Annotated in this window: 16 protein-coding genes; 7 read left to right on the top strand and 9 right to left on the bottom strand. The window is 34.2% G+C overall.

Features of this window, described 5'->3' with window-relative positions:
• Positions 1 to 154 precede the first annotated feature (154 nt).
• The 4 genes from OH814_RS07060 to OH814_RS07045 form a co-directional block, all read right to left on the bottom strand.
• Positions 155 to 2,416: a glycoside hydrolase family 3 C-terminal domain-containing protein gene (locus OH814_RS07060; protein WP_308827681.1), complete on the bottom strand. Its 2,262-nt coding sequence runs from the start codon at positions 2,414 to 2,416 to the stop codon at positions 155 to 157.
• A 362-nt stretch (positions 2,417 to 2,778) separates the two neighbouring features.
• Positions 2,779 to 3,588: a methionine ABC transporter substrate-binding lipoprotein MetQ gene (metQ, locus tag OH814_RS07055; RefSeq protein WP_308827680.1), complete on the bottom strand. Its 810-nt coding sequence runs from the start codon at positions 3,586 to 3,588 to the stop codon at positions 2,779 to 2,781.
• Positions 3,589 to 3,738: 150 nt separating this feature from the next.
• Positions 3,739 to 4,395: a methionine ABC transporter permease MetI gene (locus OH814_RS07050; RefSeq protein ID WP_308827679.1), complete on the bottom strand. Its 657-nt coding sequence runs from the start codon at positions 4,393 to 4,395 to the stop codon at positions 3,739 to 3,741.
• On the bottom strand, positions 4,388 to 5,416 hold the full coding sequence (locus OH814_RS07045; protein WP_308827678.1) for an ATP-binding cassette domain-containing protein: 1,029 nt from the start codon (positions 5,414 to 5,416) through the stop codon (positions 4,388 to 4,390). The genes OH814_RS07050 and OH814_RS07045 overlap by 8 nt, the downstream gene beginning before the upstream one ends.
• Positions 5,417 to 5,932: 516 nt before the next feature.
• On the opposite strand from OH814_RS07045, the gene OH814_RS07040 reads away from it, so the two are divergent.
• Positions 5,933 to 6,490, top strand: coding sequence for a DUF2652 domain-containing protein (locus tag OH814_RS07040; RefSeq protein ID WP_308827677.1), 558 nt, complete (start codon positions 5,933 to 5,935; stop codon positions 6,488 to 6,490).
• A 115-nt stretch (positions 6,491 to 6,605) separates the two neighbouring features.
• Here OH814_RS07040 and OH814_RS07035 read toward each other — a convergent pair whose 3' ends face one another.
• Positions 6,606 to 8,252 (bottom strand): T9SS type A sorting domain-containing protein, encoded by a 1,647-nt coding sequence (locus tag OH814_RS07035; protein ID WP_308827676.1) that lies wholly within the window; start codon positions 8,250 to 8,252, stop codon positions 6,606 to 6,608.
• Between the two features lie 426 nt (positions 8,253 to 8,678).
• Here OH814_RS07035 and OH814_RS07030 point away from each other — a divergent pair, with 426 nt between their 5' ends.
• Complete coding sequence (locus tag OH814_RS07030; RefSeq protein ID WP_308827675.1) at positions 8,679 to 10,805, top strand: DNA topoisomerase 3; 2,127 nt, start codon at positions 8,679 to 8,681, stop codon at positions 10,803 to 10,805.
• A 201-nt stretch (positions 10,806 to 11,006) separates the two neighbouring features.
• Here the strand turns inward: OH814_RS07030 and OH814_RS07025 are convergent, their stop codons facing one another.
• Entirely contained in the window at positions 11,007 to 12,314 is a 1,308-nt protein-coding gene (locus OH814_RS07025) for a helix-hairpin-helix domain-containing protein (protein ID WP_308827674.1), read from the bottom strand.
• Positions 12,315 to 12,660: 346 nt separating this feature from the next.
• Complete coding sequence (locus OH814_RS07020; RefSeq protein WP_034757421.1) at positions 12,661 to 13,005, bottom strand: MerR family transcriptional regulator; 345 nt, start codon at positions 13,003 to 13,005, stop codon at positions 12,661 to 12,663.
• A gap of 114 nt (positions 13,006 to 13,119) precedes the next feature.
• On the opposite strand from OH814_RS07020, the gene OH814_RS07015 reads away from it, so the two are divergent.
• Positions 13,120 to 13,998, top strand: a complete 879-nt coding sequence (locus tag OH814_RS07015) for a helix-turn-helix transcriptional regulator (protein WP_308827673.1) — start codon at positions 13,120 to 13,122, stop codon at positions 13,996 to 13,998.
• Between the two features lie 4 nt (positions 13,999 to 14,002).
• Here the strand turns inward: OH814_RS07015 and ccoG are convergent, their stop codons facing one another.
• The gene (ccoG, locus tag OH814_RS07010; protein ID WP_308827672.1) at positions 14,003 to 15,445 is read right to left on the bottom strand and encodes a cytochrome c oxidase accessory protein CcoG; all 1,443 of its coding nucleotides are present in this window, start codon (positions 15,443 to 15,445) and stop codon (positions 14,003 to 14,005) included.
• Between the two features lie 253 nt (positions 15,446 to 15,698).
• On the opposite strand from ccoG, the gene OH814_RS07005 reads away from it, so the two are divergent.
• Complete coding sequence (locus OH814_RS07005) at positions 15,699 to 16,589, top strand: SMP-30/gluconolactonase/LRE family protein (protein WP_308827671.1); 891 nt, start codon at positions 15,699 to 15,701, stop codon at positions 16,587 to 16,589.
• A gap of 75 nt (positions 16,590 to 16,664) precedes the next feature.
• On the opposite strand, the gene OH814_RS07000 is transcribed toward OH814_RS07005, so the two are convergent.
• On the bottom strand, positions 16,665 to 17,972 hold the full coding sequence (locus OH814_RS07000) for a DEAD/DEAH box helicase (RefSeq protein WP_308827670.1): 1,308 nt from the start codon (positions 17,970 to 17,972) through the stop codon (positions 16,665 to 16,667).
• Between the two features lie 90 nt (positions 17,973 to 18,062).
• On the opposite strand from OH814_RS07000, the gene OH814_RS06995 reads away from it, so the two are divergent.
• The 3 genes from OH814_RS06995 (at position 18,063) to OH814_RS06985 (ending at position 23,416) form a co-directional block, all read left to right on the top strand.
• A complete protein-coding gene (locus OH814_RS06995; RefSeq protein WP_308827669.1) occupies positions 18,063 to 18,485 on the top strand; it encodes a PaaI family thioesterase in 423 nt (140 codons plus the stop codon).
• Positions 18,486 to 18,579: 94 nt separating this feature from the next.
• On the top strand, positions 18,580 to 18,924 hold the full coding sequence (locus OH814_RS06990; RefSeq protein WP_308827668.1) for a phage holin family protein: 345 nt from the start codon (positions 18,580 to 18,582) through the stop codon (positions 18,922 to 18,924).
• 292 nt (positions 18,925 to 19,216) lie between these two features.
• A complete protein-coding gene (locus OH814_RS06985; RefSeq protein WP_308827667.1) occupies positions 19,217 to 23,416 on the top strand; it encodes a T9SS type B sorting domain-containing protein in 4,200 nt (1,399 codons plus the stop codon).
• Positions 23,417 to 23,550 lie beyond the last annotated feature (134 nt).

The following is a 23,550-nucleotide window of genomic DNA, read 5'->3' as shown; positions in this document are numbered from 1 at the left end:
TGAAAAGTTAAAGATATTTATTAAGAAAAGCTCTGTAAGAGCGGCAAAAAAAATTGGACAGTTCAAAAGTTAAAAAACAATAAAAAAATCTGCATTATGACAATGCAGATTCTTTATTAATAATATTAAAATAAAACGTGTTGTTTTTCGCTAATTACTTTAAAGTAAATTTTACTTTTGTTTTAATTGCATCAGAAGAATTTCCGATTTGCGCTTCAAAATCTCCAGGTTCTGCAACCCAGTCGTGCTTTTGAGCATCGAAATAGCTTAAAGCAGTTTTATCGATCGTGAAGGTTACCTCTTTTTGCTCACCAGGATTTAAAAATACTTTTTCAAAACCTTTCAGTTCTTTTGCAGGGCGCTCAACTGATGATTTTACATCAGTAATGTATAATTGAGCTACTTCTGCACCGGCTTTTTTACCTGTATTTTTTACAGTAACCGTGAATGTGATTTTATCATCCTGATTCATGCTTGTTTTGTCGGCTTTAGCTTTCCCAAACTCGAAAGTGGTATAACTTAAACCATGACCAAAGCTGAACAAAGGCTTGATTTTTTTGGTGTCGTGCCAACGATAACCTACAAATATTCCTTCGTTGTATGTAATGTTGATCGGGTTTTTCTGGTCTTTACCTTTTCCTGCAGCCAATTCTTCTTTATTTCCAGGATATTCACCCATTGTGTGAGCTGAATTGTCTTCCAGTTTTACAGGAAAAGTAAACGGTAATTTTCCTGAAGGATTAGCATCACCGGCCAAAATAGAAGCGATAGAATTTCCTGCTTCAGAACCCAAATACCAACCCTGAACTATAGATGGAACGTCTTTAATCCACGGCATTGCTACTGCATTTCCTGTGATTAAAACAACGGTAAAGTTCTTGTTAGCTTTTGCTAAAGCTGAGATCACATTATCTTGGTTGTACGGAAGTCCATAACTTTTTCTGTCGTTTCCTTCGCTATCCTGAAAGTCAGCTTTGTTTAATCCACCTACGAAAATAACGTAATCAGATTTTTTTGCCAACTCAACAGCTTCGTTCAATAATTCTTCCGGTGAACGCGTGTCTTTCAAATCCTGACCAGATTTTACACCGTTGTATTCGCCACCGATATCTCCCACATAACCTCTTGCATATTGTACGTCTGAATTTTTACCGAATTTAGCTTTAATTCCGTCTAAAGGTAATGTTTCATATTTTACTTTTAATGAAGAAGAACCACCACCAACTGTCATTACTTTGATGGCATTCTCACCAATTACCGCAATTTTCTTTGCTTTGTTGATGTCGATTGGAAGTACGTTATTTTGGTTTTTCAACAAAACAATTCCTTCTTCACCGATTTCTTTTGCTACCGCTTTATGCTCTTCAGAAGCGATATTTCCAAAAGGTTTTTTGGTATTCATCGTTGTTTTATACGCTAAACGTAAAAGTCTCGTCACTTTATCGTCAAGCTCTGCAGTTCCTACTTTCCCAGATTTAATAAGGTCTAAATAAGGTTTTGCTAAATAATAATTGTCATATGCATTTCTTGTTCCTGCAGAAAGACCGTTGGTCCAGCTTCCGAATTCTACATCCAATCCATTATGAATAGCCTGTTCGGTATTGTTTACTGCGCCCCAATCTGAAACCACAACCCCTTTATATTTCCATTCTCCTTTAAGAATATCATTTAAAAGATATTGGTTTTGGCTTGCATACTGATTTTTGTACATGTCATAAGCGCCCATAATCGTCCAGGAATCTCCTTCTGTTACTGCAGCCTTGAAAGGCGGAAGGTAAATTTCATATAACGTTCTGTCATCAACAATCACGTTGCTCGTATGACGGAACATTTCCTGATTGTTTAATGCAAAATGTTTCACAGAAGTAGCCACTCCGTTAGATTGTACTCCCTGAATATAGGGAACTACCATTTTAGAAGTTAAGTATGGATCTTCACCCATGTATTCAAAATTTCTTCCGTTTAGAGGAGTTCTGTAAATGTTTACTCCGGGTCCCAAAAGGATGTCTTTTTTTCTGTATCTAGCTTCTTCACCTAATGCTTTACCGTAGTTCCAAGACATTTTCTTGTTCCATGTTGCTGATAAGGCGGTTAAAGCAGGGTAAGCGATAATAGAGTCATTCGTCCAGCCAGCCTGATCCCATTCGTCCCACATTACTTCGGGGCGAACTCCGTGTGGACCGTCGGTTGTCCAGAATTCAGGAATTCCTAATCTTGGAACGCCGGGAGAACTGAACTTTGACTGTGCGTGAAGCATTGCTATTTTTTCTTCCAGTGTCATTCTGGAAAGTGCGTCCTGAATACGCTGTTCAACAGGTTTAGATTCGTCTAAATAAACAGGTTTTGTATTGTTTTGAGCCATTGCAGAGGCAGATATTAACGTAAACAAACTTAGAAGTACAGTTTTCTTCAACATAAAAAACTTTTTATTGATTGTTCACAAAAATAGGAAAAATATTTATTATCTCAAATTGAGAAAATGTGTTTTTTGAGAAATGGTTATTTTTAACTATAGTATATAAATCGGTAGAATAATTGGATTGATGAGAAGAGTTTGAATTTGTTTTTGAAGTTTCAACCACTATAATATTTAAAATATTATATGATTTATACAGTCAATTTCATTTAACTTTTAAGATGCTTCAAAATAAAAATACCGCTCCGGAGGAAAAGTTCCCGAAGCGGTATCGCATATAATAATAGAATTTTCTTTATGATTAGAGGATTTTTAATTTGCTATCAACTATCAACTATCAACTATCAACTATCAACTATCAACTAATCCCAACCTTTCACAGCACCGCCTTTAAAGATTTCTTTTGCTTTATTTTCCACTTCTTTAGACTGATAAGCTTTCAGGAAATTTTTCACTTTATCTGTATTTTTATTGTCTTCTCTTGAAACCACAACATTCATGTAAGGAGAATCTTTATCTTCTTTGAAAATACCGTTTTTATCGGCATCCAATCCGGCTTGAGCTGCGAAATTATTGTTGATAATGGCAATTACCACTTCTTTATCATCCAAAACTCTTGGCAATTGAGGAGCTTCTATTTCAAGAATTTTCAACTGTTTCGGATTTTCAGCAATGTCGGTTACTTTGGGTAGCAAACCGATGTTTTCTTTTAACTTTAATAAACCGTTTTTTTGTAAAAGTAGGAGAGAACGACCGCCGTTGGTTGGATCATTAGGAATAACAATGGTACTTCCATTTTGAAGTTCTCCAATGTTTTTTATTTTTTTTGAATAGGCTACAATCGGATAAACAAAGGTATTTCCAATTACTGCCAGTTTGTAACCACGCTGTTTCGACTGTTCGTTCAGATAAGGAACATGCTGAAAGGCATTTGCATCAATATCGCCATTATTTAAAGCCTCGTTAGGAATCACGTAATCGTTGAAAGAAACGAGCTCTACTTCCAGATTATACTTTTCTTTAGCTACTTTTTTAGCAGTTTCTGCAATTTGTTGTTCAGGTCCGGAAGTAATTCCTACTTTGATAAAGTTTGGATCATCTTTTTTTGGCGAATTACACGCTCCGAATAACAACAAACCTGCTGCTAATCCTAAGATTTTTATTTTTTTCATTGTAAATTATTTTTATTTTTTAAGTTGGATGCTGGATGATGGAAGCTGGATGTTTATTCAGTAATACCGTACGATTAGAGATTGTATGATTAAAATTTTGTCAATCGACTTTTCATTCTCAATAACGCTAAAACTCTCCAACACTCTAACTCACCTATGATCAAATCTCTTCACCAATCTGTCACCTGAAAATTGAATGATAAAGACGAAAGCGACCAATAAACCAAGAACAAGATTCATAATCAGTGCGTCATAACCGATATATCCGTATTGATAACCGATCTGTCCTAATCCGCCGGCTCCGACAGCTCCACCCATTGCGGAATATCCTACAAGAGTTATTAAAGTAATCGTCGCATTATTGATCAATGATGGCAAAGCTTCGGGCAACAAAACTTTTTTAATGATTTGAAACGGAGTTGCTCCTAACGCTCTTGCGGTTTCAATCAATCCATTCGGAATTTCTAATAGACTGTTTTCAACCAATCTTGCAATAAATGGTGCAGCTCCAATACTTAAAGGAACAAGTGCGGCATTCATTCCGATAGAAGTTCCTACCAAAGATCTCGTGAAAGGAATCATCCAGACAATCAAAATAATGAAAGGAATCGATCTGAAAATATTAACCAAAACCGACAGAATTCTGTTGTAAATGGTGTTTTCTAAAAGCTGTCCTTTTTTAGTAATAAAAAGCAGAATTCCAACAGGAAGACCCAAAACAAAACCAAAAAATCCTGAAACAAACGTCATGTAAACTGTCTCCCAAATTCCTTTTCCAAGAAGCGAAATTACCGTATCACTAAGCATATCCTTTTACTGTATTTTGAATGTTATTTTGATTAAAATAATAAATTGCTTTCTGGTTTTCCTCAGTTCCTCCCTGTAATTGCAAAAGCAGTTTTCCGAAATTGGAATCTCCCAAATATTCTACATCAGCTTTCAGAAGTTTATATGGAATTTTATATTGATCGTAGATGACAGAAAGTAATTTTTCTACGCTGATACTTTCGTTCAGTTCGATTTCAACCAACGGGAACAAACCGTCTTTTGGTTCTTTCTGTAGTTTTTTATTGAGTTCTTGCGGTATAGTCATAACACCTGAGTTTAAAAATTGTTTGATGATAGGATTTTCTTTGTTGGAAATAATTTCACTCAAAGTTCCTTTTGATACTAATTGTCCTTTGTCGATGACGGCAACGTGGTTGCAGACGGCTTTAATGACTTCCATTTCGTGGGTAATCAATAAAATTGTTATTCCCAGACGATGGTTGATATCTCTGAGCAACTGTAAAATAGATTGGGTCGTTGCAGGATCGAGTGCGCTTGTCGCTTCATCACAAAGTAGGAGATAGGGATCATTCGCTAAGGCTCTTGCGATGGCAACCCTTTGTTTTTGTCCGCCGGAAAGGCTTTTAGGATAATCATGAGCTTTATCTTCAAGTCCTACGATTTGTAAAAGTTCATTCACTTTTTCTCTGATTTTATCTTTACTTAAATTGTCCAATTCAAGTGGAAGTGCGATATTTTCAAAAACTGTTCGTGATGAAAGAAGATTAAAATGCTGAAAAATCATACCTATTTTTTTTCTTTCGTGAGCTAACTGTTTGGAATTTAGTTGTGTGAAATCTTTTCCGTTGATGATGATTTGTCCTTCATCCGGTCTTTCCAATAAATTAACGGTTCTGATTAAGGTACTTTTTCCGGCGCCTGAAAAACCAATAATTCCGACAATATCACCCTTTTCAATACTTAAATTGATATTATTTAAAGCTTGAAAAGCTTGTTTTTTCTGATGAAATGTTTTTGAAATATTCTTTATTTCTATCATTTTTTCTCTGTAATTTTTAATAAAAAAAGGCTCTACAACGTGGTAAAGCCTTTAAAAATATGTGATAATAAAAGTAAGGTCAGCCACTAAAATTCCCAAAAAAAGGCATACAGCAATACATCATCATATGGATGATGCTCATCTTCGACATAAAATTGTAGGTGAATTTTGATTTCATTTTCATTTCCTAACTTGAATACGGATGCAAATATAAAACATATATTTTTATTAGTCCACCAAAGTAATAGACTTTTTGTGTTTTAATTTAAATTTAGTAATTAAAATGTTGTAAATCAATGTTTTATTTTTGTGTTTTTAATTTGTTTAAATTAGAAAAATATTTTTGTTCTCAGAATAATCTTATTTAAGCTAATGAAATGAATTCATTATTGAAGTATAATTTCACTATGCATTAATTATCATTTAAGTTTAAAAATATTGATGGTTTTTAATTTCCGTAAAGTAAAAATTATATTTGTTCGTCTCTTTCAAAAAAGGTTTTAAAACCAAAGAATTATGGAGAATACGAACATCAATAGCGGAGTTATTCTGATTCCTGACTTCAGTGGATTTACTGAATTTGTGTTCAATACAAAACTTTATACCGGCGAATATATTGTAAAACAACTACTTTCTATTTTGATTGATGTTAACAATCAGTATTTTGATGTTTCAGAAATTGAGGGCGATGCGATTTTATTTTATCGATACGACAACAAACCTTCGTATAAAAAGATTTCCGGAATGCTGAGAAATATGAGAAATGCTTTCAATATGAAAATTCAGGAATTAAGCGAAATGTTGAATACTACCATCGAATTATCATTAAAATTCATTGTTCACTACGGAAAATTTTCACAATACAACATTGGAAGTTTCAGGAAATTATATGGGAAACCTATCGTAGAAGCGCATCAAATGCTAAAAAATGGTTTTGCCGAACAGCCTTCTTATGCTTTGTACAGTCATTCTTTTCTGGAAAAAAGCAGGCAATTAGTTAACATCAAAGAGATGGAATTGTTCGAATTCGGTGAAATTGAGTATTTTGAGAATATGATAATGAAAAACAGATAATTATAAATGTAATTAATTACTGTCAGATTTTTATTTTACTATAAAAATTATAAGAATATAACATTAAAAAACCGTTTCGCAATAACGAAACGGTTTTAACATTTTTAGATTGTAATTATTTTTTGATTACTTTGAATGGTTTAGTACTGCCATCATTCATTTTAAGGTTAACGATATATAATCCTGTTGTCAAACTTGAAAGGTTTATTTCTGTAGCAGGTGCAAGAGATTTAACTTCTCTTCCTGAAATATCACTTATAGAAATAGACTTAACTCCTTTAATATCAGAGATGTTAAGGGTGCTTGAGAATGGATTTGGATATACAGATAAATTTCCTTTTTTATTAATGTCAGAGACTGCCAAAGTTTGAGCATTTACTTTTAAGATGTGATCTTCTGATTGTCCATTAATTACATTACTACACGGTGAACTTAGTGCTGCTAATTGAGTCGTATTGTTGGTAGTTGGGAAATAATTGGTTTTTATTCTCATCCTTAAGTTACCTACAACCGCATTTGAAGGAACTGTGAAAGTTGCCGGTATAAGTGGATATTTGTTTGCATCTGTACCAGTACCGGTTAATGGAGTAGTAGTATTAAAAGCTTCATTAGTATCGTCAAAATCTCCATCATTATTCCAATCGATAAAAAATGTAAGTCCCATTCTGTTGGTATTTGCAAAAACCATTACATCCATAGTTACATTGTCGGCCTGAGTAACAGTAAAGTTTGTCGCATCCTGTAGGAAATATTCTTGTGGCGGTGTTGTAGGACCTGGGGTTGTGCCTGAGACTTTTTCCAAGCTTCCAATTTTTACAGAGGTAACCGGAAATTTATTATCAGCTCCATTTGCAGAAACACTACAATAGTCAAACTTGTAAGTAACCGTGTTGGAAACAGCATTCTGTCCTGAGTTTGTACACGTTGTTTTTAATCTGTAAAGTATAGAATTTCCAAAATTTCCAATTGGAGTAATGCTTGAAGAGGGGGTTGTGGCGGAAGAAATATCGCTCCACGAAGCTCCATTGTCGGTAGAACTCTGCCATTGATAGGTAATTCCTCCTCCAGCAGAAATTGCTAAAGCAGAAGTTGTAATTGGTGTTCCGGATTTTCCTATATATGAAGATAAACTAACGGTACCTGCATTAGGTGTTCCGGAGCAAGCAGGAGCAACTCCTGTAATTTTAACGTCATCAATACTCAAGCCTGGCTGTGTAGCAGTAGTTGTATTAGCATTGAAAAGCCATCCGACGTAAATAACAGCATTTTCAGCTCCTGCTGGCAAAGCTAAATCTGTAATAGTCTGGGTGGCAGTTTGACCTTGTAGTCTGGTACTAACAGGTATCCAATTTATTTTATCCGTAGAGTATACTAACTGTCCGTAGTCCTGATCTGCTTCTCCTCCACATTTCCATTTGTATGATAATTTGAGGTTATAGTACGAGGTGGTGTCTACCATACGATAAATTAACGCTGCAAATCCTGTATTAGTTGCAGAAACACTTTGATATGAACAGCTAAAACTCGTAGCCGCAGTTACGCCAGTGACCTGCATTGTTTTGACACTTATTAAATTAGAAGCACATCCACTTTGAACGTAAAATGCATTATAAGGATAAACAGATAAAGTTCCAATGTTGGTTCCCGTCCAACTTCCCGTGGAGCCATTAGTGACAGTGTCAAAATTGTCCTCTAAAAGTGTTGTTTGCGCAGAAATGCCAATTCCAAATACTAAAAGGCACGATAGTAAAAAATTTCTCATAATTATTTTAAATTTATATTTCAACTAATATATAAATTATTTATAATATTTTAATATCTTTTAACTAAAATAAAACAATAGAAAAACTATTTTATTGTGTTTTTATTAAAATAATCATTTACAAATATATAATTTCAACAAGATTTTATTTATGTTTTAAATTTTGATAATAATAACTATAAAACATTTTTTTATTTTTTTTAATTTAAAGGAAAAAATTATTGTCAAATTAGAAAAGTGTATGCAATGAGCTTTTTGTAATTACAGCTAATAGTATTTTAAAAGTTATTTTGTTTTACGATTATAAAAATGTATGACAGTAAAAAAAACCGATATTTAAAGTAGATCATTAATTTCACTATCTCATTTCAATAATTCCAAAAAAAATCCCGACTTTTGCAACCCTCCCAATAATCCCGACTATTCATGAAACTTTGTATTGCCGAAAAACCCAGCGTTGCCAGAGATATTGCCAAAGTATTGGGCGCAACTATGCCTAAACAAGGCTATATGGAAGGAAACGGCTATTGCGTGACTTGGACTTTCGGACATCTTTGTACCCTAAAAGAACCTCACGACTACGGTCCGCAATACAAATCCTGGAATTTGTTTTTGTTGCCGATTATTCCTCAAAGTTTTGGGATCAAATTAATTCCGAATAAAGGCGTTGAAAATCAGTTTAAAGTAATCGAAAGATTGGTAGCCGAATGTGATGAGGTTATCAATTGCGGGGATGCCGGTCAAGAGGGAGAACTTATTCAAAGATGGGTTTTGCAAAAAGCAAAATGCGACAAACCTGTACAGCGTTTGTGGATTTCATCATTAACAGAAGAAGCGATTAAAGAAGGTTTTGAAAAGTTAAAACCAGCCGAAGATTATAAAAATCTTTACCTCGCAGGAAATGCAAGAGCGATAGGAGATTGGTTGTTGGGTATCAATGCAACGCGACTTTTTACCAAAAAATTTGGCGGAAATAAAGCGGTTTTGTCCATTGGAAGAGTACAGACTCCGACTTTGGCGATGTTGGTTCAGCGTCAGAAAGAAATTGATGCATTCTCAACCGAAGAATATTGGGAACTGAAAACCAAATACCGTGACGTTATTTTCAACGCTGCAATTGACCGTCTCAAAACTTTAGACCGAGCCGAAAAAGGTTTGGAATATCTAAAGGTTAATCCTTTTGAAATTCTTTCATTTGAAATTAAAGAAGGAAAAGAAAAAAATCCAAGACTGTTTGATTTGACCGGACTACAGGTGGAAGCCAATAAGAAGTTTGGGTATTCTGCAGACAGCACTTTAAAATATATTCAGAGTCTTTACGAGAAAAAACACGTTACTTATCCGCGTGTTGACACGACATATCTATCGGAAAGTTTATATCCGAAAATCGGAGGAATCCTTCAAAGTATGTTCATTTACAAAGATTTGATTTCACCTTTGCTGGAACAACCGATTCCAAAATCTAAAGCGGTATTTGACGATGCGAAAGTGACCGATCACCATGCGATTATTCCGACTGAAATTCCACCTTCTCCAAATTTAACAAGAGAAGAGAAATTGATTTATGATTTGATTGCGAAGCGTTTTATCGCCGTTTTTTATCCGGAATGTAAAATTTCAAATACGTTGGTTGAAGCTCAGGTTGGGACGATTCCATTTAAAACAAGTGGAAGGCAGGTTCTCGAACCGGGTTGGAGAGCAGTGTATGCTAAAGACGCTAAAGATGAACCTACCGACAAGGAAAAAGATAAGGAAGAGGAACAGACGATTCCTGAATTCAAAGTTGGGGAAACGGGACCTCATGACCCGATGATTCATCAGGGAAAAACTTCGCCACCAAAACCCTACACCGAAGCAACTTTACTTCGAGCGATGGAAACTGCCGGAAAGCAAGTAGATGACGAAGAACTTCGTGAAATGCTCAAAAATAACGGAATTGGAAGACCTTCAACGCGAGCAAATATTATCGAAACACTTTTCAAGCGAAAGTATATTGAGAAGAAAAGAAAAAATCTGATTGCTACCCAAACCGGAATTCAGTTAATTGATACCATTGAAGACGAATTGCTGAAAAGCCCGGAATTAACAGGGGAGTGGGAATTAAAACTTCGAAAAATTGAAAGTGGTGAATACGAAGCCAATCAGTTCAAAGATGAATTGATACAAATGGTGACCGAACTCACCAAAAAAGTGGTTGACGGAAAAGCAAAAGTTTTCACCTTGCATGAAGAAAAGGAGGAAGTCAAAGAAAAGAAAAAACGTGAGCCGGCTGTAAAAAAAGAATTACAGTCTTGGGAAGAAACACAATGCCCGAAATGCAAATCACATAATTTGATGAAAGGAAAAACCGCAGTCGGATGTTCCGATTTTAAAAACTGCGGCTTTAAAGTTTCATTTGATATTTTTGGCAAAAAACTTTCCGATAAACAATTGATGGATTTAGTTTTAAAAGGAAAAACTTCAAAACTAAAAGGTTTCACTACTCATCCTGATGGTTTAGCAGAAGGAGTTGTTACGCTTTCTACTGAATTTCTAATAAATATTAATTCATAATTAAATGATTAAATTTTAGATTGATTTAAAACTTTAAAAGCTTTTTAAACCATTAAGATTAGTTTAGAAGTTGAGATAGATTAAGAAAAATCTAAAGATTTTTTAAGCTGAATTCTTAAAGCAAAGCTCAAACTTAATATTCTAAAAATCTCAACTAATCTTAATGGTAAAATTTTAAATATTTTTGCTATCAACTATCAACTATTTCACATAAAGCCTCATTCTCGCTTCATATTCAGGTTTAGTTTTCAATAGCTTCCAGATTTTTTTATCATCGGGATTGCTGATTCTGTAATACATAATTTTGTCTGCGGAATATTTGAAATACGGATGATTTTTCAGCCATTCTTCGGGCGCATCGACCAAAGTATGTCGCTCAACTTTTGAATTATCGAGTGGAGCAAAGCTTAATAATTTTTGAACCAATTCTTTATCAATATTGTAGGTCTCCAAAATTTGTTCTTTAGTCATAAACCCACCCAGTTTTTTTCTGAAACCGATCATTGAACCTGCGCTTCTTTCATCCAGACCAAATTCTAAAAGCTGTTTAAACGTAATAGAATTCATATCAGTTTTTGAAAAATCAGTTTTCTCCTGTTTGAATTCCGGCTTTTTATCTTCAGCATTTTTCGCCATTGTAGAAGCGTTTAATTTGATGAATGGTTTTAATTCTTCGAACTTTTCCGCAGAAATAACAAAGCAGTTTTTAATATCCTCCAAATTTTTAAAACTTCCTTTCAAGTTTTTGTCACGATAATTAACGATCACATTCGCTTGCTTTTCTGAGAATCCTAAAGCCATCCAACCTTGAACATCCAATATATTCGGATCAAAAGAAGTTTGCAGCGTTTTAGATTTGAATGAATTGGATTTTCCTGCATAAGCATTAAAATTGGCCGGAGTTTTTGCCGGAAGAATTATGTAAGGCTCGAGTTTCGCATAATTTTCTTCATTGATGATAAAACATTCTTTGAATTTTTCTTTGCTCACAAAACTTCCACCCAGATAATTTTTATATTTTAAAATTGCAGCAGCTTGTTTCACAGAAAATCCGATGTTTTCCCAATCGGTTTGTGAAAGTTGGTCAGGATTAAATTTTCTTGTGATGTTTAAAGATTTCTTTTCATAACTTTTAAAATCTGAATTTCCGGATTTTGCTTCCAAATTGGTTTCAGGTAATAAAATAAAAGAATTGAGCTGGGAATATTTTTCTTCTGAAATCGCATAACATTTCTTGAACTGTTCTTTTGACAGAAATTTTCCGCCGACAATTTTTTTGTATTTTAAAATTGTTGCTGCTTGTTTTTCGGAAAATCCGAGCTTTTGCCATTGATTTTCATCTAAGTCGTTTGGGTCAAATTCTGAGAATGATTCTACAGGTAAACTTTCGGAAATAAATGTAACCTCTGGAAAAGTTTCATCAGATTTGTTAGCGTATTTTTGAAATCCAACTAGTGTAAAGAACAGCATTCCAAGAAATGCCATCTTTTGATAGTAATTTTTTTTCATCGTTATATATTTATGTTTTTTGGCTTATTTCGATTTACCGAACTCAGAATACAATAAAGTTATGAATTAATTTAATTCATAAGCAAATAAAAATGAAAAAATAGTAATTAAATTATTGTTTTACAGTGAATTGTAAAAATGTTTATATGAAAAAGATAAACTTAAGAATCACTTTTTTTGTGAATAAAAATTTGGACAAGTGACACGACAAAGATTCCAATCAAAGCGGCCATTAAATAAGTATTCACATTAAAAACAGCTCCGATAATTATAAGAAATAATGAGACTCCAGCCAGAGTTTTTAAATGCTTTCTGTATTTTACTTTAATCATTTGGGATTACATTTTTATTCAGAATCTTTTTCTACCAAAGAATCTTTTAGCTTAAGCAATTCTGCTTTTACGAATTCTAAACGGTCGATTAATGTTACCGTTTCAGAAATTTTTGAGTTGGTTGTTAGGGCAATTCTTGCTCCGTCAAGTGTGTAGCCCTTTTCTTTTACCAAATGATAAATGATTTTTAGGTTTTTGATATCTTCGGGAGTGAAGTAGCGGTTTCCTTTTTTGTTTTTTTTAGGTTTAATAATTGGGAATTCTTGTTCCCAATATCTTATCAATGAAGCGTTTACATCGAATGCTTTCGCAACTTCTCCTATCGAATAATACAGTTTGTCGGGTAAATTTGTCTTCATTATAAAATCCTGAAAACTCAAAGATAAATATTTTTTAAGCTTTACTACAAATACACGTTGTAAAATGTGCAGTTTAAGTGTATTTTTGTTCTCTTTCACACATAATTAATCAGGATGAATTCTATCTCGGTATTGCACATCAATCTTTTTCAGTCAGAGAAAAACGCTCCGGATTTTTACTTTAATACGTTAAGAAATCATTTGGTTTCCAGCCATAAACATATCGAGAAACCGCACCGTCATGATTTTTATGTCACCGTTATTTTCACTAAAGGAAACGGGATTCATGAAATAGATTTTCAAAAATATGATGTTTCTGAAGGAAGTCTGTTTTTTCTTTCTCCGGGACAGGTGCACAGTTGGGAACTTTCTCCGGATACGGATGGCTATATTTTCTTTTTTTCTCAGCCTTATTATGAGATGCACTACGTTAATCAGAAGTTGAAAAATTTCCCGTTTTTTAATTCTCCGAGTTTTCCGAGGAGGCTTCAGCTTCAATCAACAGAATTGGAAGCTATGATTCGCCTTTTTGAGGCTATTCAAAATGAACATCAGTCTCAGAATGTCATGAAGCAGAGCTTTATTCTTTCTCTTATTTCTCAAATTTATATTCAGTCGGTAAGAGAGTTTTCTAAAGGTGATGAAAAAACATCCGCCACAAGTGTATCTTATTTTAAACATTATCAGGATTTCGAAAACTTGCTGGAAGAGTCTTTTACTTCTCAAAAATCGATTTCTTTTTATGCTTCACAACTCAATATTTCAGCAAAGCATCTTAACAGAATTACCCAAACCGTTATGCAAAAAACGGCTTCTGAAATTATTACTGAAAGAGTGATTCTGGAAGCTAAAAGAATGCTTATTTATCTTGATGAAGGGCTTGTAGAGATTGCTTTCAGATTGGGGTATGAAGAGTATTCTTATTTTGCGAGGATGTTCCGTAAAAATACAGGAATTACCCCCTCGCAATTTATTAAAAGTCATAAAAACTAATGCTTTACAATGCAAGTTTAAAAGGTCCTTCAAAAGTTGTTTCGAAAGTATCTAAAACTTCATTTTTTTCATCTAAGACAACAAATGTTATATTTTGTTTGGACGATTTAATTTCATTTTCAGGGAATGCAATGCTGATTGAACCTTTGAGAATCTGGTCGCCTTTTAAGACGATTTTACTCGGTCCTGAAGAGATAATTTCAGCATGATTGGGATGCGTTATTTTTATCGTAATTACTTTTTTTTCATTGGTTTTGTTTAAAAAAGTATAGGTGAAATTATTGATGATTTTTCCGTCTCTCACAAAGAATGTAGATCCTGCGGGTTTTATAAATTTTGCTTCCATAGAACCTCTGTCGTTTAATAAAAATCCTAAAAATCCTATTAATAACGCCAGAAAAATTGTGGTAATAATCATTCTTGAAGTGATTCCAAGTTTCTTTCCGGTTTCAATTTCTGCTTCTGTGGCATAACGTACCAATCCGGTTGGTAAACCTACTTTTACCATTACCTCATCACAAGCGTCAATACAGGCAGTACAGTTGACGCATTCTAATTGCTGACCGTTTCTTATATCAATTCCTGTGGGACAAACGACAACACATTGTCCGCAATCAATACAATCACCTTTTCCTGAAGATGTTCTGTCTTCTCCGTTTCTCCATTTAGCACGGTTTTCTCCTCTTTTTGTGTCGTAATATACATTGATGGTCTGCTTGTCGATTAACACGCCTTGAAGTCTTCCATAAGGACATATCAAGGTACAGACTTGCTCGCGCAACCAAGTGAAAACAAAATAAAAGACCAGTGAAAAAGACAGCATTGCCGTAAAATGTAAAGGATGTTCTACCGGACCTTCCTGAATGATTTTGAAAATATTTTCGTATCCGACAATGTACATAAACATAAAGTGGGAGATAATCAATGAAATAATAAAGAAAACAGACCATTTTAAAAGTCTTTTTCTTATTTTTTCGGAATCCCAACTCTGTCTGTCGAGTTTCATTTGTTTGTTACGGTCGCCTTCAATCAAATATTCTATTTTTCGGAAAACCATTTCCATGAAAATGGTTTGCGGGCATAGCCATCCACAAAATATTCTACCGAAAACTACGGTAAAAAGCATTACAAAAATGACAGAAATCACGGCTCCTAAAGCTAAAATAAAAAAATCCTGAAGGTAAAACGACTGCCCTAAAATAAAGAATTTTCTATCAATAAGATTAATTAATAGAAATGGATTATTATTGATCTTTAAAAATGGAATTCCGAAAAATAAAGCTAATAAAACATAACTTGTATAATCTCTGTAATTGGTAAACTTACCTTTTGGTTTTCGAGGAAAAACCCATTTTCTTTTCCCTGTATCGTCCATTGTTCCTACGGAATCTCTGAAAGCCTCACCATCACTTCCCGGAATTTTTATATTACCTTGCTGAATGCTCATCTTTTGAATTTTATTGAATTAAAAGGACTTTTTTAGATGATTTGTAAATCGTTTCTGAAATATTCAGTCTAAATTTTCCTCATTAAAAGATGATGCAAAGCTCTTGATTTTAAGGTTTAATAAATAATATTAAATACTTACAGAATAGGACAAAAAGGACATTTGGTTGTTTATATTTAAACTAAATAATTATTCATATAAAATTGGCAATACTTTTTACAAATCGTAAATTGTAAGCTTTAAATTTATAGAAATGAAAAATATTTTGAATGCAGGTCTTGTTGGTTTGGTTTTGGCATTTGTCAGTTGCAAATCATCAAATTACAATGCTATGTTGGAAAACACTGAACCAAAATTAATATCAGATCAATTTTCATTTACCGAAGGACCTGCAGCAGACAAAGCCGGCAACGTTTATTTTACAGACCAACCCAATGACAAAATTTATGTCTGGGATTGGAAAACAGACAAAGTATCTTTATTTTTAGATAAAACCGGACGCGCCAACGGAACCTATTTCGATGAAAATGATAATTTGATTACCTGTTCAGACAATGAAGGTGAAATCTGGAAGATTGGTAAAGATAAATCAGTACAGGTTTTATCTAAAGGCTTTGAAGGGAAACGACTAAATGGTCCCAACGATCTTTGGCTCGACGGAAACGGAGGAATTTATTTCACCGATCCATTGTATAAAAGAGATTATTGGCAAAATTTTAAAGTGGAGATTCCTGAAAAGAATCTGTATTACAGAAACAAAGATGGCAAAATTTCAAAACTGGAAACTTTTGTGCAGCCTAATGGAATCATTGGAAATGGGAAGACAAAAAAACTGTACGTTTCAGATATTGATGCCGGAAAAACGTATGTCTACGATATTTTAGGAGACGGAAAATTGTCTGAAAAGAAATTATTCTGCGAAATGGGCTCAGACGGAATGACGCTTGACAAAGATGGAAATCTTTATATTACCGGAGATGGCGTCACTGTTTTTAATGCTAAAGGTGAAAAAGTACATCACATTAAAATTCCTGAAGACTGGACTGGGAATGTAACTTTTGGAGGCGAGAAAAACGATATTCTGTTTATTACCGCTTCAAAATCTGTTTACACATTGCAGACAAAAATCAAAGGATTGAAATAGGGTAAATTAAGGTTGAGGTTTAGGTTAAGGCTGATTTTTGTTAGTCTCAACCTCAACCTTAACCTCAGCCTCATCCTAATATGCAACTTCCATTTTCACTTTCTTGCCTTTCAGCTTTTCAGTGCTCAGTTTCTTAAGTAAATCTCTTACCTTAGTTCTGGAAACAGCTACATAAGATGTCGTATCTTTTACTTCGATCAGACCTAAATCTTCTTTTTGTAACTCACCTTTTTTCAATAAATATCCAACGATATCTACCTTATTGACTTTATCTTTTTTTCCTGCGCTGATGTAAATTGTTTGAAAAGGCGGGTTTGCGGGAACTTTAGAAAATTCTTTTACAGATTCTTCTGGCGTATCTTTTTTAATGAAAGGAAATTTTTCATCTTCGGTCATCACCAAATAAGCAAAACCTTTTGCATTCATCCTTGCGGTACGACCGTTTCTGTGAATGAAAGCGTCTTCTGTTGCCGGCAATTGATAATGTACGATCGATTCAACTTCCGGAACGTCTAAACCTCTTGCAGCCAGATCTGTGGTAATCAAAACTCTGGCGGTATCATTTCTGAATTTTAGTAAAGCACGTTCTCTTTCATCCTGTTCCATGCCGCCGTGGAAAGTTTCTCTGGCGATACCTTTATCTAAAAGTAAATCAGCAATACGGTCAACCGTTTCTCTGTGATTACAGAAAATCAGAGTTCTTTTATTTCCTATTTTGCAAATCAGATGAAATAAAGTATCCAGTTTTTCCTCAGAAATCGTCATCACTTTTCTTAACTGAATATCAGGTTTATTTTCTCCTAATTTTAAGAAATCAATTACCTTTTCGTCTTTCAAGCCTGTAAACTTAGGAATTTCATCCATTGAAGTTGCGGAAGTCAGAATTCTCTGGTAAAGATTATACATGTTTTCAATGATATATTCCATATCATCATGAAAACCCAATTCTAAAGCCTTATCAAACTCATCAAGTACCAGATTTTTGATTGTTTTTACATCAAGATTTTTATTTCTCATGTGATAGGCAATTCTTCCCGGAGTTCCGATCAATACAGCAGGAGCTTCCTTGAGATTGTTGATCTCAATTTTTTTATCGTGACCGCCGTAGCATACAGTCACCTTAAAATCTGTTCCCATCGACTTGAATACCTGCTCAATCTGTAAAGCCAATTCTCTTGCTGGTACTACTATTAATGCCTGAATTCCTGTTGATTCTTTCTTAAGATTCCTGAGAACAGGAAACAAAAAAGCTAATGTTTTTCCTGATCCTGTAGGTGAAAGCAAAACAACATCGGTATTGTTTTCTGTAGTTTTATATGTAGATTTCTGCATCTGATTCATATCCTGAATCTGCAGTTTTTTGTAAATAGATTCTAATTCCATTTTGCAAAGGTAAGTTAAAAGTATTTTTGTGGAAATTATTAAATAAATTTTACAGAAATTTGCATAAACCCTCAAACCCTCCCACTCAAAATGACTCCCGAAAAAAGAAAACTCATGACCGACAGTTTCAATCGCTCTGAAACATTGAAATTCTATAAGGCTGAATTACTAGAAGTAAACGCTGATTTTGTTTCTATTAAAATTCCTAAAATGGAATTAATGACCAGAAAGGCGGGAATGTTCAACGGGGCAATGATTGCTTCCTTGGTTGATGTTTCTTCAGGATATGCGGCAGTAAGTCATTACGAAGAAGATTGCTATGTAGTAACGGTGGAGTTGAAGGTGAATTATTTAAGACCTGCAATGGGAGATGCGCTGGTTTCAAAAGCTTATGTCGTGAAAGGTGGTTCTAAGATCAGTGTCATCAGAACAGAGATTTTCACGGTTGACGAAAAACACTCTTCTGAAAGTCATGTAGCAACGTCTTTGGTGACGATGATGAAAATTAAATAAATTTATAACAAAGAAAACTTAGTATACATCAATGATTGCATGTCATTGGAATAAGTTTTGTTTATAAAAGACAGATAATATAAAAATAAATACGATGAACTTAATTATTAGACTTCTTATAACAGCTATTGTGGCTTTTTTACTGACCAAAATTTTACCGGGTGTACATTTTGACGGCTTTTCTACGGCAATCATTTTTGCAATTGTTTTAGGACTTCTAAACCTCTTCGTAAAACCAATTTTAAGTCTTTTTGGGTTGCCGCTTACCATTATTACTTTAGGCTTTTTTGCTTTGGTAATCAATGCTGTAATTATTCTTATTGCAGATTATTTTATAGATAGTATGGTTGTAGATGGTTTTTGGTGGGCGTTTATTTTCAGTATAGCACTTTCTATAGTGACGTCGCTTGCCAATTCTATGTTTTCAGATGGAGATTAATTAAGATTAATTTTTAAATATTAAAGTGGAAATTCAAAAGATTTCCACTTTTTTTTATGAAATAGAGTATGCTTTCCCTTTTCGCAATTGAATATTGTCGAGTTTGTGTGGTATTTTAGAATGTAGATAATGTTTTAATATAGGGTTTTTATTATAATATTAATTAATTCTTAATAATTTATAAATAAATGGTATTTGTTGTGTATTTTGTACATAAAAAGTGTTATTTTTAAGTTATATTTATTATTAAATTGTTTTAATTAATTAATAATTTAAATCACACCAAATTTCTATGACAAAATATTTACAGATTTTCTTACTGTTGATCAGTTGTTATGCCTTTTCGCAAGCTCCCATAAGTGTAAAAGTGAAAGACGCTGTTGGGAATGAAAACTTTCATGTAACGTGTACAAATGATCTCGATGCTAATGGCTGTATTCCGCTGCATGTAGAATACCCGGAGCTGAAACAAACAACGACGTACCAGCTCACGCAGGGAACGTATGATCCGCCAATTCCTCTGAATCAGGGAACGGCATTGAATGCTAATTTTGACGATTTATTTACGCCAAAAGTAGATTTACCATTTAAATTTTGTTTTTTTAATCAATATTTTGAGTCTGTCGTCATTGGCTCAAATGGAATGGTCACTTTCGATCTGAATCAGCAGGGAAATATCAATTATCCCAATATTCTTTGGCAAAATCCTAATGTAGGTTTGCCCAAAAATTCTATTTTCGGAGTGTATCACGATATGGTGTTTTCTGCTGCAGATACATCAGAAATTTACTATTCTACAGTGGGAACTGCACCTTACAGAAAGTTTGTAATCAGTTATTATGACGGAAGAGTTGCCGGATGTACCGATCGTTCTTCTTCACAAATTGTTTTACACGAAACCACCAATATTGTAGAAGTTTTTGTAGATAAAAAGCTCACACCGTGCCCAACCAGAAAGTTTGAAAATGCTTTGATTGGAATTATAAATGATACGGGAACGGTAGGATATTCTCCGGCTTCACGAAATACCGGAAACTGGCAGGCTTTGCAGGAATCATGGAAGTTTACTCCAAACGGAAGTGTAATTCAGCCAACTGTAACATGGACTAATTCAGCAGGACAGACCGTGGCATCGGGCATTCAGGCTACTTTGTGTCCTACACAGAATGAAGTTTATACTGCTAATGTTGTTTTTAATATTTGTGGAAATAGTAATTTAACGTTAACTGATGATTTCACTCTTGATTTTGATCCTTCTTATCCTATTTCAAGAAATTATACACAAGACTTTTGCGGAAATGCTCCGATTCAGCTTAATTTAAATGATTTTAAACCTAATGTAACTTCACAATATCCGGCGAATTTTAATTTTACTTTTCATGAATCTTTAGCTGATGCACAGAATAATCAGAACAGTATTTCGACAAACTATTTGTTGAATGCCAATAAGGTTTTATATGTGAGAATTCAGAATCCCAATGTTCCCGGATGTTTCAGAGTGGCAGTTATGACGTTGAACTTTCTTACGAAAAATCTTTTGACAGATACTATTTTACTTTGTGATACCAACAACGATGGCATTGAGCAGAATTATGATTTGAGTTTCTTAAACGGCCTGCTTTTTCCTGCTGGAACATCAGGATTTTCATATTATCTGTCTCAGGCTAACGCCCAAAATAATACCAATGCTGTAACTACGGCAGATATTACTACAAATACAAAGATTTGGGTAAGACTGCAGGATGCGGCATGTACTTACATTCTTGGTCCTGTAAATTTTTCTTTCCAGCCGGGAGTGAATGCTAATTCTCCGATTAATTTTTCATACACGATGTGTGACATTAACGCAGATAATAATGAACCTTTTGATTTTGCTTTAAATATTGGTCCTTTAATTACGACACAACCGGGCGCTACTTTCACGGTGTATCAAACTTTTCTGGAAGCCTATAATAATTCAGGAACTGTAATAGGAACGATAAAAGAAGGGCAGTACACGGTGTATATCAGAGTTCAGATTCCAGGAGGATGCTTTGCGGTAGTTACTGTCAATTTGAATATTACTTTTACCAAGATTTTAGTCAATGATAAAAATGAATATATCTGCTTTAACGGAACAGATGATATTACCGTTAATCTGCAAACACTTTCTGCGGGTATGCTTGTTGCTCCGTCAACGGTACCTGTTACCGAGTTTTATGATAATTATTTAGCAGCTTTAGACGGAATAAATCCTATTTCGCCCAATCAGACGATTACAGAAAACGGAAACTTTGTAAGCAAAACATTTTATGTTCGGTTTGAGCAAAGTGAAACGTGTTATACCATTAAAGCGATTAATGTACATCTGGTTCATCCGGTTATTGTAGACTCCAATTTTACGGTTTGTGATTTTAATAATGATAATACCGAAGTTGTTGCGCTTGCTCAGTTTTCGGGAGCGATAATCGGAAATCAGAATGCAACCACAACGTTCTATCTTACCCAAGCTGATGCTCAGAACGGAACCAATCCTGTAACGAGTATAAATGTTGTAGGTACGAGACAGCTTTTCGTAAAAATTAATTCTTACAATTGTATCCAGATTTATCCGGTTACCATTAGTTTGGTATCAACTCCTGCAGTGAATTCTGTTGTAAATATCAATCTGACCAATATTTGTGATAATAATAACGATGGAGTAGAGCTGTATAACCTTTTGTCGGCACAACCTCAGATTTATAGTGGTTCAAATGTTACATTTACTTATTACACTTCATATAATCCTGCCACGCATGCTTTTTCAGGGGCAATTACCAATCCGACTGAGTTTCCTGTTCCAGGGAATGCAACAGTTTATGTGAAAGTTAAATTTAATAACAATGAATGTTTTTCTGCATCACAATTGAATATTCAGATGACATTTTTACCGGTGATTATACTTACGAATGCTGTTTTAAATACTTGTGATGAAGATTTTAATTTGAATGAAACGTTTCAGCTTAATGATGCGGTTTCACAAATGTTTTCAGCGTCTCAGAATACGTATCCACTTTCGGATATGAATATTACATATTACAACACTTTAGCGGAAGCCAATGCGGGAGTTCCTTCCACTCAGATCGGAAACAGTATCGTAACAACAGTTTCTACGGTGCAAGTTTGGGCAAGATTTCAATCGAAAACAAATGGCTGTTTTTCAGTAGCGCCGATTCAACTGAATACTTATTTTCCTCCAAAAGCAATCAATTCAACCATAACCGTTTGTGATGATAATCTTGATGGTGTTTATGAAGTCAATCTGATGAATTATACCAATCTTTATGTAGATATTCCGAATCAGATCAATACATTCACTTTTTATCTTAGTCAAAGTGATGCACAAAACGGAACGAATCCGATTGCAAATCCACAAAATTTTACAGCAAATCCTTTTCCACAGCAGATTTGGGTAAAAGTGATGAATATTCCGGGATGTGATGATATCGCTACGATCAATTTTATTATCGGAACTAAAGTCGTTCTTCAAAATTCCGGTCCATTCCTTCTCAATAATGTCTGCGATACCTTAAATGACGGCATTGAAAATGTAAACCTTACCCAATATGAATCGCAAATTTTCTCAGGGACTAATGCTACTTTTACTTATTATGCTTCTTTAGCTGATTTAAATTCAGGAACGAATGCCATTGCAAACCCGGCGAGTTATCCATTTAATCAAAATTTAGGATCAGATATCGTGTATGTGAAAGTAAGTGTACCGGGATTATGTCCTGAAATAGCAACTATTAAAATATCACTTAAGAAGGTTCCTATTTTTGAGATCCCAACACAGTATTTCTGTCCGGATGCAACATTCGGCTATACTTTAGAAGTAAAAGATCACACAATTGTAAGTTATGTATGGACAAATCCTGCAGGGCAAATAGTTTCTACTACAGATACTCTTCTTAATGCAGGAATGGTAGGAACCTATACCGTAACAGTAACTTCAGATAACGGATGTTCTTACACTGCAACTTTTGAAGCAAAATATTATGATGTTCCGGTCATTCAGAATATGATTGCGAGCGGTAATACTTATACGATAATAGCGACCGGTTCACAGCCGATCCTCTATTCAATTGACGGTATTAATTGGCAGGGAACTAATGTTTTTTACAATCTGCCGACAGGAATTACAACATTTTACGTGAAATATGTGGAAGGAAAATGTATTGTAAAACAGGACGGAGTTATTTTAGATATTAAAAATGCAATCACACCAAATGGAGACGGGCAAAATGATAAATGGATTGTCAGAAACCTTCATGTTTTCGGAAATAAAATGACGAATGTAAAAGTATTTGATCGTTATCAGTATTTAATTTTCGAGCAAAATACCAATACTCAGATTGTTTGGGACGGAACCATTTCAGGAAGGCCAATACCGACCTCAAGTTATTGGTATGTCATCACACTTCCGGATGGAAGAACGTTTACGGGATGGATCCTTGTGAAAAATAGTAATTAAACCTTAAAAATAATTAAGCCGACAAAACCTCATTTATTTTCAGTGAGGTTTTGTTGTATTTAAATCTAAGTCATTTTGTTATATGATATATTTTTTCACATTAGTTGCAGGAATTTTCTAATTTGAATATCTTT

This window comes from Chryseobacterium sp. CFS15 (assembly GCF_031118795.1).
Classification (GTDB): domain Bacteria; phylum Bacteroidota; class Bacteroidia; order Flavobacteriales; family Weeksellaceae; genus Chryseobacterium; species Chryseobacterium indoltheticum.
This window is presented reverse-complemented; position numbering and strand designations above follow the sequence as displayed.